General features: G+C 67.6%; 13 protein-coding genes. 5 read left to right on the top strand and 8 right to left on the bottom strand.

The window, feature by feature from the left end; genetic code table 11:
* Positions 1-36: 36 nt before the first annotated feature.
* Both msrA and ABIC50_RS15765 read left to right on the top strand, forming a co-directional pair.
* Entirely contained in the window at positions 37-777 is a 741-nt protein-coding gene (gene msrA / locus ABIC50_RS15760) for a peptide-methionine (S)-S-oxide reductase MsrA (protein ID WP_354165222.1), read from the top strand.
* A 223-nt stretch (positions 778-1,000) separates the two neighbouring features.
* Positions 1,001-2,122: a Rieske 2Fe-2S domain-containing protein gene (locus ABIC50_RS15765; RefSeq protein ID WP_354165225.1), complete on the top strand. Its 1,122-nt coding sequence runs from the start codon at positions 1,001-1,003 to the stop codon at positions 2,120-2,122.
* Positions 2,123-2,174: 52 nt separating this feature from the next.
* Here the strand turns inward: ABIC50_RS15765 and hydA are convergent, their stop codons facing one another.
* From hydA to ABIC50_RS15790, 5 genes are all read right to left on the bottom strand, one after another.
* Positions 2,175-3,632 (bottom strand): dihydropyrimidinase, encoded by a 1,458-nt coding sequence (gene hydA / locus ABIC50_RS15770; RefSeq protein WP_011660849.1) that lies wholly within the window; start codon positions 3,630-3,632, stop codon positions 2,175-2,177.
* A gap of 46 nt (positions 3,633-3,678) precedes the next feature.
* Entirely contained in the window at positions 3,679-5,187 is a 1,509-nt protein-coding gene (locus tag ABIC50_RS15775; RefSeq protein ID WP_165754179.1) for an NCS1 family nucleobase:cation symporter-1, read from the bottom strand.
* A 99-nt stretch (positions 5,188-5,286) separates the two neighbouring features.
* Positions 5,287-6,594, bottom strand: coding sequence for an NAD-dependent dihydropyrimidine dehydrogenase subunit PreA (gene preA, locus ABIC50_RS15780; protein ID WP_354165228.1), 1,308 nt, complete (start codon positions 6,592-6,594; stop codon positions 5,287-5,289).
* A 72-nt stretch (positions 6,595-6,666) separates the two neighbouring features.
* Complete coding sequence (locus tag ABIC50_RS15785) at positions 6,667-8,004, bottom strand: NAD(P)-dependent oxidoreductase (protein WP_105830960.1); 1,338 nt, start codon at positions 8,002-8,004, stop codon at positions 6,667-6,669.
* A gap of 129 nt (positions 8,005-8,133) precedes the next feature.
* Positions 8,134-9,414: a Zn-dependent hydrolase gene (locus tag ABIC50_RS15790; protein WP_354165231.1), complete on the bottom strand. Its 1,281-nt coding sequence runs from the start codon at positions 9,412-9,414 to the stop codon at positions 8,134-8,136.
* Between the two features lie 363 nt (positions 9,415-9,777).
* On the opposite strand from ABIC50_RS15790, the gene ABIC50_RS15795 reads away from it, so the two are divergent.
* Positions 9,778-10,470: a TetR/AcrR family transcriptional regulator gene (locus ABIC50_RS15795; protein ID WP_354165234.1), complete on the top strand. Its 693-nt coding sequence runs from the start codon at positions 9,778-9,780 to the stop codon at positions 10,468-10,470.
* A gap of 110 nt (positions 10,471-10,580) precedes the next feature.
* Here ABIC50_RS15795 and ABIC50_RS15800 read toward each other — a convergent pair whose 3' ends face one another.
* From ABIC50_RS15800 to ABIC50_RS15810, 3 genes are read right to left on the bottom strand one after another with little or no spacing between them, the layout of a single operon-like run.
* Positions 10,581-11,771, bottom strand: a complete 1,191-nt coding sequence (locus tag ABIC50_RS15800) for an acetyl-CoA C-acetyltransferase (protein WP_354165236.1) — start codon at positions 11,769-11,771, stop codon at positions 10,581-10,583.
* A 30-nt stretch (positions 11,772-11,801) separates the two neighbouring features.
* Positions 11,802-12,569: a 3-hydroxyacyl-CoA dehydrogenase gene (locus tag ABIC50_RS15805; RefSeq protein WP_354165238.1), complete on the bottom strand. Its 768-nt coding sequence runs from the start codon at positions 12,567-12,569 to the stop codon at positions 11,802-11,804.
* 20 nt (positions 12,570-12,589) lie between these two features.
* Positions 12,590-14,263, bottom strand: a complete 1,674-nt coding sequence (locus tag ABIC50_RS15810) for an acyl-CoA synthetase (protein ID WP_354165240.1) — start codon at positions 14,261-14,263, stop codon at positions 12,590-12,592.
* Between the two features lie 136 nt (positions 14,264-14,399).
* Between ABIC50_RS15810 and ABIC50_RS15815 the strand changes: the two genes are divergently transcribed.
* Entirely contained in the window at positions 14,400-15,404 is a 1,005-nt protein-coding gene (locus ABIC50_RS15815) for an AraC family transcriptional regulator (protein ID WP_354165296.1), read from the top strand.
* A gap of 179 nt (positions 15,405-15,583) precedes the next feature.
* The gene (locus ABIC50_RS15820) at positions 15,584-15,955 is read left to right on the top strand and encodes a nuclear transport factor 2 family protein (RefSeq protein WP_354165243.1); all 372 of its coding nucleotides are present in this window, start codon (positions 15,584-15,586) and stop codon (positions 15,953-15,955) included.
* Positions 15,956-16,241 lie beyond the last annotated feature (286 nt).

Genomic DNA, 16,241 nt, shown 5'->3' on the forward strand with positions numbered 1-16,241 from the left:
ACCTTATTTCGTCCCTCGTTTTCGAAGGAGCAATTCATGATCCCGACATCCACTCGCAGTTCCGCACCGAAGCGGGCGGCCATGCTGCGCCGCATCGGCGCGATCGCCCTCGCGGCGGCCGCCGTGTTCGGCTACCAGCGTGTCGTCAGTTCCGCGGAGCCGATGCGCACGGTGCCCGCCCCGACGCTCGACGAAACCCCGGGCACCTCCCACGAGGAAACCGCCGTGATCGCCGGCGGCTGCTTCTGGGGCGTGCAGGGCGTGTTCGAGCACGTGAAGGGCGTGAAGCAGGTCACGGCCGGCTATGCGGGCGGCGCATCCGAAACCGCGCACTACGTGCTGGTCGGCAGCGGGCTGACCGGGCATGCGGAATCGGTGCGCATCGTCTTCGACCCGACGCAGGTCACGTACGGCCGGCTGCTGCAGGTGTTCTTCTCGGTCGCGCACGATCCGACCGAGCTGAACCGTCAGGGCCCCGACGAAGGTTCGCAATACCGGTCCGCGATCTTCCCGACCACCGCGCAGCAGCGGGCCGTCGCGACCGCGTACATCGCGCAGCTCGGCACCGCGCACACGTTCCCGTCGCCCGTCGTCACGCGCGTCGAGCCGTACAAGGGCTTCTATCCGGCCGAGGCGTATCACCAGAACTACCTCGAGCTGCATCCCGACGCGCCGTACATCGCATACAACGACATGCCGAAGATTGCCGGGCTGAAGCAGCGCTTCCCGGCGCTGTATCGTCCCGACGCGGTGCTGTGGCGCGACGCCCATCTGTGACAGGCAACCGGCGGCGCGGCGGCCGGCCCGGCCGCAGCATGACGCGGCCGGCCCCGCGCCGCCGGCCGCGTTTGAGCTGCATCAACGAAACGCATGCCGCGCCGACGGGGCAAACCCCGATCAGGTCAGCTTGACGGGCCAACTTCGCGTAGACTTCTCCAGATCAGTCCCCGCCGCATCATGCGGCGCCCGGAACTCACCAGCTTGCCAGGAGGCGTCACGCATGCGCGCAGTGCCTTTGTCTGACAGCAGCACCCTTGAACAACCGTCCACCGGCGCAGTCGTGCGCGACCTGCGCCGCGTGCCCATCCATCCCGACCACTGGTATCCGCTCGCGTGGTCGCGCGAGCTCAGGCGCGGCAAGACGCTCGGCGTGCGCTTCGCCGGCGATCCGATCGTGCTCGTGCGCACCGAATCCGGCGCCGTGTATGCGCTCGAAGATCGTTGCGCGCACCGCCAGGTGCCGCTGCATGCGGGCGTCGTGTCCGGCGAAACGCTGCGCTGCTGCTACCACGGCTGGACCTATGCGTGCGACAGCGGCCGCTGCGTCGACGTGCCTTACCTCGGCCGCGACCGTTTGCCCAACGGCGTGCGCGCGTATCCGTGCCGCGAGGCGCACGGGTTGATCTTCGTGTTCCCCGGCGACGCGACGCTCGCCGACGAACGCCCGTTCCCCGCGCTCGAATCGGCGGACGACCGTGCATTCAAGACGCGCCGCTTCGGCCGCGAGGTCAAGTGCCACTACTCGTTCATGCACGAGAACCTGATGGACATGAACCATCAGTTCCTGCATCGCAAGCAGATGGGACAGATGCGCGCGCGCAGCGTCGGCCGCCGGCGCGGCGACGACTGGGTCGAGGTCGACTACACGTTCGCGCGGATGGAAGGCAAGCAGCCGGTCGGCGAGGCGCTCGTGTTCGGCGCCAGCAAGAAGCCGGCCGACCAGTCCGACAAGAGCGTGATGACGGTGCGCACCCTGTACCCGTACCAGACGCTGCAGATCCGCTCGAGCGAGGGCACGCTCGTGATGGACCTGTGGATCGTCTACGTGCCGCTCGACGCGGAGCAGCGCACCAACCGCACGTTCGGCGTACTGTCGATCCACAAGCCGGGCATCCCGTTCGCGCTCGATCTCGCGTGGCCGCTGCTCGTGTGGTTCACCGAGCGGATCTTCCGCGAGGATCGCTGGATCGTCGAGCGCGAGCAGGAAGCGCACGATCGGCAGGGCGCCGACTGGAACCACGAGGTGTTCCCGGTCATCAACGAACTGCGCGACCTGCTGCGCCAGTGCGGCGCGCGCACCGTGATCCCGATCCGCGAAGCAAACGCGGGCGACGCGCGCTGACCGCCGCGGCGAGCGCGCGCGCCTTTGTCCGGTTCGCGCGCTTCGCCCTCGCTCAGCCGGCGCGCTCGACCGGATGCGGCTCGCGCAGCCGGTTCGCGATGCGAGCGGCCTCGTAGTAGCCGGCGGCAGGCGGCCGCTCCAGGTAGCGGCCCGCGCCGCGCACCGCACGCAGCTCGCCGTCGGCCCATGCGAGCGCGCCGCGCGTGAGCGTGTGCGTCGCGACGCCCTGCACCGTCATCCCTTCGAACACGTTGAAGTCGACCTGCTGGTGATGGGTCTTCACCGAGATCGTCTTCGTCGCGGCCGGATCCCACACGACGAGGTCGGCATCGGCACCGACCTGCACGGCTCCCTTGCGCGGATACAGGTTGAAGATCTGCGCGGCGTTCGTCGACGTGATCCGCACGAACTCGTTCGGCGTGATACGACCGTGATTCACGCCGTGATGCCACAGCACCGACATGCGGTCCTCGACGCCGCCGCAGCCGTTCGGAATCTTCGTGAAGTCCTCGCGGCCCATCGCCTTCTGCGACGCGCAGAACACGCAGTGGTCGGTCGCCGTCGTATGCAACTGGCCGGCCTGCAGCCCGCGCCACAGCGCCTCGCGATGCTCGGCCGAGCGGAACGGCGGGCTCATCACGTGCGCGGCCGCGCGCGTCCAGTCCGGGTCGCGATAAACGGCCTCGTCGATCACCAGGTGGCCCGGCAGCACTTCGCCGAACACGCGCAGCCCTTCGCTGCGTGCGCGCGTGATCGCATCGACCGCGTCCTTCGACGACACGTGCACGATATACACGGGCACGCCGAGCACCTGCGCGATGCGGATCGCGCGGTTCGCGGCCTCGCCCTCGACCTCGGGCGGACGCGACAGCGGATGCGCCTCCGGCCCGGTCATTCCACGCGCGAGCAGCGCCTGCTGCAGCCGGAACACGAGTTCGCCGTTCTCCGCGTGCACGGTCGGCAGCGCGCCGAGTTCGAGCGAACGCGAGAAGCTGTTCACGAGCACCTCGTCGTCGGCCATGATCGCGTTCTTGTACGCCATGAAGTGCTTGAAGCTCGACACGCCGTGCTCGCGCACGAGCGTGCCCATGTCGCGGTGCACCGATTCGTCCCACCACGTGACGGCCACGTGAAAACCGTAGTCGGCCGCCGCCTTCTCGGCCCAGCCGCGCCATTCGCGGAACGCGTCCATCAGCGGCTGCTTCGGGCTCGGGATCACGAAGTCGATGATGCTCGTCGTGCCGCCCGACAGCCCGGCGGCCGTCCCCGAATAGAAATCGTCGCTCGCCGTCGTGCCCATGAACGGCAGTTCCATGTGCGTATGCGGATCGATGCCGCCCGGCATCACGTACTGGTCGTGTGCGTCGACCACCGTCGCGCCGGCCGGCGCGTCGATCGTCTCGGCGATCTGAAGGATCGTGCCGCCGTCCTGCGGGTCGGCACACAGTACGTCCGCGCGATAGGTGCGGTCCGCATCGACCACGGTGCCGCCGCGAATCAGGATTGCCATGTCGTTGCCTCCTCGTTGATTGTCGGGTGCCGCATGCCTGCGCGCATCACGCGCTCGCGATCTGCGCGCGCTGGGCGGCGCGCCACTTCATCCAGGTGCCGTACACGCCGGACGCCAGCACGAGGCCGACGAACCACGCGTACGTGTAAATCGTGTTGAAGAAGGCCGGCACGTTCGGGAACGACGCCGGGAATGCGGTGTGCAGAAAGCCGGGCAGGTTCGGCAGCACGCCGATCGCGAGTGCGGCCAGTGCGGCCGGGTTCCAGCCGCGCGCATAGCTGAAGTCGCCGCGCTCGTCGAACAGCGCGTGCGTATCGAGCCGCGTGCCGCGAATCAGGAAGTAGTCGACCATCAGGATGCCCGCGACCGGGCCGAGCAGCGCCGAATAGCCGACGAGCCAGGTGAAGATATAGCCGTCCGTCGTCGCGAGGATCTTCCACGGCATCATCACGATCGCGATCGTCGCGGTGATCATCCCGCCGGTGCGATACGAGATCGCCTTCGGCCACAGGCTCGAGAAATCGTAAGCCGGGCCGACGAGGTTCGCCGCGAGGTTGCAGCACATCGTGTCGAGCGTGAGGATCACGAGCGCGATGCCGACGCCGATGCCGGTCATCCGGCTCGTCAGGTCGATCGGATCCCAGATCGCGTTGCCGTAGATCACGACGGTCGCCGACGTCACGACGACCGACACCACCGACAGCAGCGCCATCGGCAGCGGCAGCCCGATCGACTGACCGATCATCTGGTCGCGCTGCGAATGCGCGAAACGCGTGAAGTCGGGAATGTTCAGCGCGAGCGTCGCCCAGAAGCCGACCATCGCGGTCAGGCCCGGCCAGAACGTCGCCCAGAAGAGTCCGGCCTTCTTGCCGCCCGCGACGAACTGCGACGGCGCCGACAGCATCGAGCCGAAGCCGCCCGCCTGCGACGTCGCCCACCACACGAGCGCGACGCACATCACGACCTTGATCGGCGCCGACCAGCTCTCGAGCCAGCGGATCGAATCGGTGCCGTGCAGGATGAAGTACAGCTGCAGCGCCCAGAACACCAGGAAGCACGCGAGCTGCCCGAACGAGATGCCGACCACCGGCAGCGCCGCGCCGTGCAGCGCGTTGCCAGTCAGGATGTTCAGCAGCGTGTAGATCGCGCTGCCGCCGAGCCAGGTCTGGATGCCGTACCAGCCGCATGCGACGATCGCGCGCAATAGCGCCGGCAGCTTCGCACCCTGCGTGCCGAACGACGCGCGCACGAGCACCGCGTACGGAATCCCGTGCTTCGCGCCCGCATGGCCAACCAGCAGCATCGGCACGAGCACGATCAGGTTGCCGAGCAATACGGTCAGCACCGCCTGCCACGGCGACATGCCTTCCTGGATCAGCCCGGCCGCGAGCATGTACGACGCGATGTTCATCACCATCCCGACCCACAGCGCCGCGAAGTGGTACCACCGCCATGTGCGCTGCGCGGCCGTCGTCGGCGCGAGGTCGTCGTTGTACAGGCTGCCGGCCGGCGCCGCGGCGCTGTCGGCATCGGCGGGAATCGCTGCTGGTTTCATCGAAAGCGCTCCACGTAAACGTCGGCGCCGGCATCGCGCGATGCCGGCGAAACAGGACACAAGCGGCGGCGCGGCCCGTACCGCGCCGCCGGCCGCCGGTCAGGCCGCCTTCGCGTGCTTCGCGGGTTCCGCCGGGCCGGCACCCGCGTCGGCACGCGCCGGATTGTTCGGATGCGTGGTCCAGTTCGCATAGTCGCCCGCGTCGACCCGCTCCATCGTGATGCATTGCTCGACCGGACACACATGCATGCAAAGATTGCACCCGACGCACTCCGCGTCCACCACTTCGAAATGCCGCGCGCCGTCCTTCTCGGCGGTGATCGCCTGGTGCGACGTGTCCTCGCACGCGATATGGCACAGCCCGCACTGGATGCAGCGGTCCTGGTCGATGCGCGCCTTGATGTCGTATTTCAAGTTCAGGTATTTCCAGTCGGTGACGTTCGGCACCGCGCGACCGCGGATGTCGTCGAGCGTCGCGTAGCCCTTCTCGTCCATCCAGTTCGACAGCCCGTCGGCGAGATCCGTCACGATCCGGAAGCCGTAGTGCATCGCGGCGGTGCACACCTGCACGTTGCCGGCGCCGAGCACCATGAACTCGGCCGCGTCGCGCCACGACGAAATCCCGCCGATGCCGGAAATCGGCAGGTTCGGCGTTTCCGGGTCGCGCGCGATCTCCGCGACCATGTTCAGCGCGATCGGCTTGACCGCGGGGCCGCAATAGCCGCCGTGCGTGCCCTTGCCGTCGACGGTCGGCATCGGCGCCATCTGGTCGAGGTCCACCGCGACGATCGAGTTGATCGTGTTGATCAGCGACACGCCGTCCGCGCCGCCCTTGTAGGCGGCGCGCGAGCCCATCCGGATGTCGCTGATGTTCGGCGTGAGCTTCACGAGGCACGGCAGCTTCGTGCCTTCCTTGACCCAGCGCGTGACCATCTCGACGTATTCCGGCACCTGTCCGACGGCCGCGCCCATTCCGCGCTCGCTCATCCCGTGCGGACAGCCGAAGTTCAGTTCGACCGCGTCGGCGCCCGTGTCCTCGACAAGCGGCAGGATCCATTTCCAGTCGCGCTCGTTGCACGGCACCATCAGCGACACGATCAGCGCGCGGTCGGGCCAGTCGCGCTTCACCTGCGCGATCTCTCTCAGGTTCACGTCGAGCGGGCGGTCGGTGATCAGCTCGATATTGTTCAGCCCGGCGATCCGCTGGCCGTTCCACTGCACCGCGCCGTAGCGCGAGCTGACGTTGACGACGTGCGGATCGAGCCCGAGCGTCTTCCAGACGACGCCGCCCCAGCCCGCCTCGAACGCGCGATTGACGTTGTAGGCCTTGTCGGTCGGCGGCGCGGACGCGAGCCAGAAGGGATTCGGCGAAGTGATGCCTGCGATGGTGCAGCGAAGGTCGGCCATGTTCGGCTCCGTGAAAATGGGGCGTTTATCGTGATCCGCGCGGCGTGCGCGATGCCGTTGCGTGGGCCGCGCTCACGCGGCCTTGGCGTCGCGCTGCGCGAGCGCCGCGTCGATCGCGGCCGCGGCGCGCTTGCCGTCCTGCACGGCCTGCACCGTGAGGTCGATACCGCCCGTCGCCGCGCAATCGCCGCCGGCCCACACGTCGGGCAACGCGGTGCGGCCGTCCGCATCGACCGCGATGCGCGTACCGTCCGCCGTCAGCAATGCGGCCGCGATGCCGTCCGGCACCAGCGTCTGGCCGATTGCCTTCAGCACCATGTCCGCGTCGACGGTGAAGCGTTCGCCCGACGCGGCCTCGAACTCGACACCCGTCACGTGCCCGTCCGCGCCCGCGATGCGCACCGGCTTCGCGTGCGTGACGAGCGTGACGCCGCTCTTTTGCGCGAACTCGCGTTCGGCCCACGTCGCGCTCATCGCGTCCACGCCGCGCCGGTACACCATCGTCACGCGCTCGGCGCCGAGCTTGCGGCTCTGCACGGACGCGTCGATCGCCGTGTTGCCGCCGCCGATCACGACCACGCGTCGCCCGACCGGCACGTTCTCCAGCCCGTCGGCCTGTCGCACTTGCTCGATGAAGTCGACCGCGTTCATCACGCCGGTCAACTGCTCGCCGTCGATCGCGAGCGTGCGCACGCCGCCCAGCCCCATCGCGAGAAACACCGCGTCATGCCGCTCGCGCAATGCGTCGAGCGTCACGTCGCGGCCGAGCGCGACGCCCGTCTCCAGCGCGATACCGCCGACCGACAGCAGCCACTCGACTTCGCGCTGCGCGAAATCGTCGACGGTCTTGTACGCGGCGATTCCGTATTCGTTCAAGCCGCCCGCCTTCGGCCGCGCGTCGAACAGCGTGACGCGATGCCCGGCAAGCGCGAGCCGGTGCGCGCAGGCGAGCCCGGCCGGCCCCGCGCCGACCACCGCGACATGCCGCCCCGTATCGGGCGCACGCGTGAAGCGCACCGCACCGGTCGCCATCGCCCAGTCGGTCGCGTGCCGCTGCAGCGCGCCGATCGCGACCGGCTGCGCGTCCTGGTGATTGCGCACGCACGCGCCTTCGCACAGGATCTCGGTCGGACACACGCGTGCACACATCCCGCCGAGCGGATTGGCAGACAAGATGTCGGTCGCCGCGCCCTTCAGGTTGCCGTTGCCGATCTTGCGGATGAAGCTCGGGATATCGATCTGCGTGGGGCACGCCTGCACGCACGGCGCGTCGTAGCAGTAGTGGCAGCGGCTGGCGGCCGCCGCGGCGGCAGTCGGATCGAGCAGCGGTGCGATATCGGCGAATTCGCACGAGAGTTGCGTGGACGTCAGGCGATGCGCGGCGATATCGCCGGTTGGCTTGGTGGTCATACGCGTTCCTTCGACTGAGTGGAGACGAAGCCGTCCCCGCCGGCTGCGAACGCACAGTCGGGTCGGCTATATTTTGGAGTGCTACGGTCAGGCGATGAGCAGCCTGCCGGCCGCGCTAGATTCGATCCGTCATGAAGCCGGCTCGCACGCACGCGAGAGCATCGCGTGCAGCAGCACGTTCGCGCCTGCCTCGATCCACGCAGGCGTCGCGTCCTCGATCTCGTTGTGGCTGATGCCGTCGACACAGGGCACGAACACCATCGACGTCGGCGCGACCTGCGCCAGATAGCACGCATCGTGTCCCGCACCCGACACGATGTCGCGATGCGAGTAGCCGAAGCGGTCGGCCGCGTCGCGCACGGCCGCCACGCAGGCCGGATCGAACGCGACGGGCTTGTAGTAGAAAATCTGCTCGAGCGCGGTCTCGAGACCAATCTCGCCCGCGATGCGCGCGACGCCGTCGCGCAGCGCAGCGTCCATCTTCGCGAGCACGGCATCCTCCGGATGACGGAAATCGACGGTGAAGAACACGCGGCCCGGAATCACGTTGCGCGAGTTCGGATGAACCTGCATCATCCCGACCGTCGCGCAGCCGAACGGCGCGTGATCGAGGCCGATGCGGTTCACGAGATCGACGACGCGCGACGCGCCGAGCAGCGCGTCGCGGCGGCGCGGCATCGGCGTCGGCCCCGCATGTGCTTCCTGGCCGGTGAACGTGATCTCGTACCAGCGCTGCCCCTGCGCGTCGGTCACCACGCCGATCGTCTTGCACTCCGCTTCGAGAATCGGCCCCTGCTCGATATGCAGCTCGAACGCCGCATGCAGCTTGCGGCCGCCGCACGGCACGTCGCCGGCATAGCCGATGCGCGCCAGCTCCTCGCCGATCGTCTTGCCGTCGACGTCCTTGCGCGACAGTCCGTATTCGAGCGAAAACACGCCCGCGAACACACCCGACGCGACCATCGCCGGTGCGAAGCGCGAGCCTTCCTCGTTGGTCCAGATCACGACCTCGATCGGATGCTCGGTCTCGATGCCGTGATCGTTCAGACTCCGAATCACCTCGAGGCCGCCCAGCACGCCGTAGATGCCATCGAAGCGGCCGCCCGTCGGCTGCGAATCCGCGTGCGAGCCGGTGACGACGGGCGCCGCATCGGCCACACGGCCCGCGCGACGCATGAATACGTTGCCCATCGTATCGACCGTCACCGTGCAGCCGGCCGCCTTCGCCCAGCCGACGATCAGGTCGCGGCCGGCCTTGTCGAGATCGGTCAGCGCGAGGCGGCAGACGCCGCCCTTCGGCGTCGCGCCGATCTTCGCCACCTCCATCAAGCTGTCCCACAACCGTCTGCCGTCGATCTTGATCGACGTGTCGAATGCTGCCCGCTTCACTGTTTCCGATACCGTGTCCATTCGTATCGCTCCTGTGGGGTCGGTCATGTCGTGATCCGGTCGGTGCCGGTGCACGCATTGCTGCTGTCGGGGCAAACCCGCACCTGCGAGGTGCAGGTGCGCATCGTTCGTGCGATTCGTCCGATCGATCGGCGGGGGTGCTGGCACTGCGTTCCGCCGCTCGTCGAATCCTGTCCGATTGGACAGGTTTTAGACCATCAAAATGTCCAGCGCAACGTCTTTCTTGCGTGACGTGTTCCAGCGAGAACCGTGCCATCGCATCGCAGCATCGCGCCCGCACGAATGCATCGCGCAGGTGCGTTCGATGCGAACCTGCGACTAGAATGAAGCCCAACGCGGCACCCATGCCGCGCGAGGGCAACGATGAGACATGATGAAGCGGCCGCCGCAGCCGGCGGCCACGACGAAACGGGCACGCCTTTGCGGCGACGCAAGGCGCACATCCGCGAGTCCAACGAAGCGCATCTGCTGGCCTGCGCGGAAGCCGTGTTCGCGGAGCGCGGGCTCAACGGCGCGAGCACCGCGATGATCGCCGAGCGTGCCGGGCTGCCGAAGGCGAACCTGCATTACTACTTCCCGACGAAGCTGGCGTTGTACCGCCGTGTGCTCGACGACCTGTTCGAAGACTGGCACCGCGCGGCCGGCTCGTTCGAGGCCGGCGACGATCCGGTCGAGGCGATCGGCAGCTACGTGCGCGCGAAGATGGATCTGTCGCGACGGCGCCCGCTCGGCTCGAAGGTGTGGGCCAACGAGATCATCCACGGCGCCGAGCACATGCAGGACATCCTGTCGGAACGTGTGAAGCCGTGGTTCGACACGCGCGTGAACGTGATCGAAGGCTGGATCGCGCGCGGGCTGCTTGCACCTATCGATGCGCACGCATTGATGTACCTGATCTGGGCGACCACGCAGCACTATGCGGATTTCGATGCGCAGATCCGCGCGCTGAGCGGCAAGCGTGCGTTCACGCAGAAGGCCTTCGCCGCGAAGACCGAGCACGTCGTGCAGCTCGTGATTCGCGCATGCGGTGCGGTGTCGCCGGGCGCGAGCGCGTAGCGCAATCGCATTCCCGGGAAAACAAAACGGGCGACGGGCACGATGCCCGCCGCCCGCGTCGCGAGACGGCGTACGTGCCGTCCCGCGCGTGATGCGTGAACGCGTTCGCGTTACGCGACGCGCTCGATCGCGATCGCCGTCGCCTCGCCGCCGCCGATGCACAGCGATGCGATGCCGCGCTTCAGGCCATACGATTCGAGCGCGGCCAGCAGCGTCATCATCACGCGTGCACCCGATGCGCCGATCGGATGGCCGAGCGCACACGCGCCGCCGTGCACGTTGACCTTGTCGTGCGACAGGTCGAGATCGCGCATCGCGGCCATCACGACCACCGCGAAGGCTTCGTTGATCTCGAACAGGTCGACGTCGCGCAGGTTCCAGCCGGTTTTTTCGGATAGCTTGCGAATTGCGCCGATCGGTGCCGTCGCGAACAGGCCCGGCTTGTTCGCGTAGGTCGAATGCCCGACGATCACGGCCTTCGGCGTGAGGCCGAGCCGCTCCGCTTCCGAGCGACGCATCATCACGAGCGCGGCCGCGCCATCGGAAATCGACGACGAATTGGCTGCCGTCACCGTGCCGCCTTCGCGGAACGCCGGCTTGAGCGTCGGAATCTTGTCGAGCTTCGCCTTGCCCGGTTGCTCGTCGATCGAGACCACCGCTTCGGTCTTGCCGGCCTTCACGGTCACCGGCGCGACCTCCGACGTGAAGCGCCCTTCCGCGATCGCACGTTGCGCACGCGTCAGCGACGCGATCGCGAATGCATCCTGCGCCTCGCGCGTGAACTGGTAAGCCTGCGCGCAATCTTCCGCGAACGTGCCCATCAGCCGGCCCTTGTCATATGCGTCCTCGAGCCCGTCGAGGAACATGTGGTCGAGCACCTGGCCGTGACCCATGCGCATTCCCGCGCGCGCCTTCGGCAGCAGGTACGGCGCGTTCGTCATGCTCTCCATCCCGCCCGCGACCGCCACGTCCGCCGAGCCGGCCAGCAGCAGGTCGTGCGCGAACATCGCGGCCTTCATCCCGGAGCCGCACATCTTGTTGACCGTGGTCGCGCCCGCGGCCAGCGGCAAGCCGGCCTTCAGCGCGGCCTGCCGCGCCGGCGCCTGACCCTGGCCGGCCGGCAACACGCAGCCGAACACGATTTCATCGATGCGCTCGGCCGGTACGCGCGCGCGCTCGAGCGCCGCGCGAATCGCCGCCGCGCCGAGCTCGCTCGCGCTTGCCCCGGCGAGGTCGCCTTGAAAACCGCCCATCGGCGTGCGTGCCGCGCCGACGATTACGATCGGATCCTGTGTCGTCATGATCGAGTTTCTCCAGTTCCAGTTTCAGTTTCAGCGCGGCGCCATGCGCAACGCGCCATCGAGACGGATGACTTCGCCGTTCAGCATCGTGTTCTCGGCGATGTGCCGCACCAGTGCCGCGAATTCGTCGGGGCGGCCGAGCCGCGGCGGGAACGGCACGCTCTTGCCGAGCGCGTCCTGCACGTCCTGCGGCATGCCGGCCATCATCGGCGTCGCGAAGATGCCCGGTGCGATCGTCACCACGCGAATGCCGAACCGCGCGAGTTCGCGCGCGATCGGCAGCGTCATGCCCACCACGCCGCTCTTCGATGCCGCATACGCGGCCTGCCCGATCTGCCCGTCGAACGCCGCGACCGACGCTGTGTTGACGATCACGCCGCGCTCGCCTTGCGCGTCGGCGTCCTGCTTCGACATTACTTCGGCCGCCAGCCGGATCATATTGAACGTGCCGACCAGGTTGATCGACACCGCGCGCGCGAAGCGCTCGAGCGAATGCGGACCTTCGCGGCCGACGACTTTCTCACCCGGCGCGACGCCCGCGCAGTTCACGAGCGCATCGATGCGGCCGAACGCGTCGCGCGCGGCGGCGACGGCAGCTTGCCCGTCGGCTTCGCTCGTCACGTCGGTCTTCACGAAGCATGCGGCCGCACCGAGTTCGTGCGCGAGGCTCGTGCCGGCATCCTCATTGACGTCCAGCAAAACCGCCTTGCCGCCTGCGGCCACCACCATGCGCGCCACCGCGGCGCCGAGGCCCGAACCGGCGCCCGTAATCAGAAAAACGCGCTCCTCGATATTCATTCGCACTCCGTATTCAGTCTTCAGGATTGAGCGGTCTTCTCGGCTTCCATCTTGCGCAGAACGAAGCGCTGGATCTTGCCGCTCGGGGTTTTCGGCAGCGCGTCGACGAAGTCGATCGCGCGCGGATACGCGTGCGCCGACAGCCGCCGCTTCACGTGCTGGCTCAGTTCGTCGGCCAGCGCCGGCGTGCCTTCAAAACCTTTCGACAGCACGACGAACGCCTTGACGATCTCCGTGCGCTCGGGGTCCGGCACGCCGATCACCGCGGCCTCGCTGACGGCCGGATGCTCGATCAGCGCGCTTTCCACGTCGAACGGGCCGATCCGGTAGCCGGACGACGTGATCACGTCGTCCGCGCGGCCGATGAAGCTCACGGTGCCGTCCGGCTCGAGCTCGACGTTGTCGCCGGTGCGGTAGTAGCCGCCCGCGATGGCCGGCGTATCCTGCTGCCAGTAGCCGGTGAACCACAGCAGCGGCGAGCGTGCGATGTCGATCGCGAGGTTGCCAGGTTCGCCCGGGCCGAGCTCGCGACCGGCTTCGTCGAGTACCGCGACGCGATAGCCGGGCATCGCGAGACCGGCCGAACCGACATGGACGACGTGCGTGAGCCCGTGATGGTTGTTCACCACCATCCCGAGTTCTGTCTGTCCGTAGTGATCGTGGATCGGTGCGCCGAGCGCCGCGTGGAACCAGCGCACGACTTCCGGATTCAGCGGTTCGCCCGCGCTGCTGACGACCCGCAGTTGCCCTTTCAGCCGTGCCGCCACTTCGGTGCCCGCTGCCATCAGCATCCGGTACGCGGTCGGCGAACCGGCGAGGCTCGTGATGCCGAGCCGTTCGATCACGTCGCAGGTGCTGTCGACGGTGAAGCTGCCTTCGTACAGCGTCGTTGCATGGCCGAGCAGCAGCGGGCCCGTGATCGCGTAGTAGAGACCGTATGCCCAACCGGGGTCGGCGATGTTCCAGAAGCGGTCGCTTGCGCGCAGGTCCACCGCGTCGCGCATGTATGCGCCGAACGCAAGCAGTGCGCGCAGCGGCACCGGCACGCCTTTCGGCAAACCCGTCGTGCCCGACGTCGACATCATCATGAACAGGTCGGTGCCCTTGCGCGGCACCGGTTCGAATGTGCCCGGCTGCGCGTCGAGCGCCGCACGGAAATCGATGTCGCGGGCCGGCAGCGTGTCGCCCGGCTCGCGCACCGTCGCGACCGGCGGGCAATCCGCGATCTCGTCGAGCTTCGCGCGATTCGCGATGTTGGTGACGATCAGCCGCGCATCGCTCATGCGCAGCCGGTGTTCGATCGCCTTCGGACCGAACGCGGTGAAAAGCGGCTGGTAGACGGCCCCCGCGCGCCACGTGCCGAGGATCGTCGCGACGAGTTCGGGCGTGCGCGGCAACAGACCGGCCACCACGTCACCTCGCTTCACGCCCTGCTCGACCAGCAGGTTCGCGACGCGCGCCGACAGCGCCTGCATCTGCGCGAACGTGAAGCTGCGGTGCCGGCCGCCAGCGTCGATCCAGTCGAGGGCGATCGCGTTCGGGTCCGCCGCCGCATGCCGGTCGCAGCATTCGACGCAGGCGTTCAGGCCCTGCTCCAGGTCGCCGTGCAGATGTGCGGCGGCGGTCTCGATACGGAAGCCGGCCACGGCGTCGGCGTAGGCCGGCACCTCCCGGGCAGTTGCTCCATCACGCATGCGTGTCTCCTGTTCGTTATGACCGCCGGTGAACCGAGGGTATATCGATGATGGTAGACAGCAGTCACATTGCAATCAATGACAAACAGAATCTAGAATCATGATCGCTTTTGCCATGTCTGGAGGGCATGAAAACATGGGGCCGCAGATGATCTCGCCCGATTTCGTCGAAGATGCGCTCGAGAGCCTGCGCCGGCAACGGATTCCGGCCGGGCCGGTACTGCACGCGGCCGGCCTGCCGGCCGCCGTGCACGGGCCCGTCACACCGCAGCAGTATGGCCGGCTGTGGCTCGCGATCGCCAGCGCGATCGACGACGAATTTTTCGGGCTCGCGGCCCGGCCGATGCGGCCGGGCAGCTTCATGCTGCTGTGCCATGCCGTGCTGGATGCCGGCACGCTCGAGAAGGCGCTGCGGCGTGCGCTGCAATTCCTGCGCGTGGTGCTGGACGAGCCGCACGGCGAGCTCGTGGTCGCCGACGGACAGGCGCAGATCGTGCTCAAGCAGGCCGGCGCGCCCTATTCCGCGTTCGCTTACCGGACGTTCTGGCTGATCCTGCTCGGCGTCGCCTGCTGGCTGACCGGCCGGCGCATTCCGCTGCAGCGCATCGATTTCGCGTGCCCGTGCCCCGACCACCGCACCGATTACCATCAGTTCTTCGGGGTGCCGGTCCATTTCGACCGGCCCGACAGCCGGCTCGCCTTCAACGCCGCGTATCTCGGGCTGCCGACGATCCGCTCCACACAGGCACTGAAGACCTTCCTGCGCGGCGCGCCCGGCAATCTGCTGGTTCGCTACCGGCACGACACCGGCTGGGTGGCAAAAACGCGCGCGCACCTGAAGGCACTGCCGACCGCAGAGTGGCCCGACTTCGACACGTTGGCCGTGCGCCTCGGCACGACGCCCGCGACGCTGCGGCGACGCTTGCGCAGCGAGGGACAGAGCTTCGCATCGATCAAGGACGAGCTGCGCGGCGCACTGGCCCAGTCACTGCTGCGCGCGCACAGGCTCAGCGTCGCGGAAATCGCGGCCGAACTCGGCTTCACCGAACCCAGCGCGTTTCATCGCGCGTTCCGGAAATGGACAGGGACGAGCCCGGGCGCGTTTCGGCGGGACGTCAATGCAGGGCAATCGGAGCATTGATACGCTGCGGGCCCAACCTCGCGTCGATCGGCATCTGCTTGCTGATGATGGTGCGGCGTCAGACGCTGTCGAAAGCGTAGTAGTCTCTGTCGAGTAGCTGTGATGCCGGAATGCGAAGGCCACCGCGGCCCGCCTGGCGAGCACGCGTGGAATCCCTTCGAACTGATGCGAGGCCCGAAATGGATGCAGTTCGTGCAGTCATCGAACCGTATGAAGCCGCACTTCGAGCGGCGATGCTCACTAACGACGTCGACGCGCTCGACACGTTGCTGGATGACGACCTGATCTTCACGGTTCCGACCGGGCAGGTCATTGCCAAGCACGACGATCTGTCCGCGCATCGTGCGAAGCTGCTGCGCCTCGACGCACTCGATATCCAGGAGATGGGGACGAAGATGATCGGCGAGATGATTCTCACCACGACGAAGGCGATGCTTGCCGGTCGTTTCGACGGCACCGCATTCAACGGCATGTTCGCCTATACGCGCCTGTGGCGCAGGCCGGGGAGCAACTGGCGTGTGGTTGCCGGACATGCATCGCAGATCGGTTGAGCTACGACATGCCGGCAATCGCCGAACTGCGGGATCCAAAGGTGAATCGATGCTGCGACTGTCACGCACCGACATGCTCGGCGCGCTGGGAGCTACGCCAATGATGGGGAAAAGAGATTCGCACGCCAGCGACGACTCCGCCCTCGCTGCCATCGCTCTTTCCGCCGCGCCAATGCAAAAACCCCCGCCTTTCGGGCGGGGGTTCTTGGCTTAGGGAGCCTGACGATTACCTACTTTCACACGGGAATCCGCACTATCATCGGCGTAGAGTCGTTTCACGGTCCTG

The sequence above is a fragment of the Burkholderia sp. 567 genome, assembly GCF_040545115.1.
Taxonomy (GTDB): domain Bacteria; phylum Pseudomonadota; class Gammaproteobacteria; order Burkholderiales; family Burkholderiaceae; genus Burkholderia; species Burkholderia ambifaria.

Bases quoted from the DNA above. Each gene is read 5' to 3' on its own strand.
- msrA (WP_354165222.1), top strand. From the start codon at position 37: ATGATCCCGACATCCACTCGCAGTTCCGCACCGAAGCGGGCGGCCATG.
- ABIC50_RS15765 (WP_354165225.1), top strand. From the start codon at position 1,001: ATGCGCGCAGTGCCTTTGTCTGACAGCAGCACCCTTGAACAACCGTCC.
- hydA (WP_011660849.1), bottom strand. From the start codon at position 3,632: ATGGCAATCCTGATTCGCGGCGGCACCGTGGTCGATGCGGACCGCACC.
- ABIC50_RS15775 (WP_165754179.1), bottom strand. From the start codon at position 5,187: ATGAAACCAGCAGCGATTCCCGCCGATGCCGACAGCGCCGCGGCGCCG.
- preA (WP_354165228.1), bottom strand. From the start codon at position 6,594: ATGGCCGACCTTCGCTGCACCATCGCAGGCATCACTTCGCCGAATCCC.
- ABIC50_RS15785 (WP_105830960.1), bottom strand. From the start codon at position 8,004: ATGACCACCAAGCCAACCGGCGATATCGCCGCGCATCGCCTGACGTCC.
- ABIC50_RS15790 (WP_354165231.1), bottom strand. From the start codon at position 9,414: ATGGACACGGTATCGGAAACAGTGAAGCGGGCAGCATTCGACACGTCG.
- ABIC50_RS15795 (WP_354165234.1), top strand. From the start codon at position 9,778: ATGAGACATGATGAAGCGGCCGCCGCAGCCGGCGGCCACGACGAAACG.
- ABIC50_RS15800 (WP_354165236.1), bottom strand. From the start codon at position 11,771: ATGACGACACAGGATCCGATCGTAATCGTCGGCGCGGCACGCACGCCG.
- ABIC50_RS15805 (WP_354165238.1), bottom strand. From the start codon at position 12,569: ATGAATATCGAGGAGCGCGTTTTTCTGATTACGGGCGCCGGTTCGGGC.
- ABIC50_RS15810 (WP_354165240.1), bottom strand. From the start codon at position 14,263: ATGCGTGATGGAGCAACTGCCCGGGAGGTGCCGGCCTACGCCGACGCC.
- ABIC50_RS15815 (WP_354165296.1), top strand. From the start codon at position 14,400: ATGGGGCCGCAGATGATCTCGCCCGATTTCGTCGAAGATGCGCTCGAG.
- ABIC50_RS15820 (WP_354165243.1), top strand. From the start codon at position 15,584: ATGGATGCAGTTCGTGCAGTCATCGAACCGTATGAAGCCGCACTTCGA.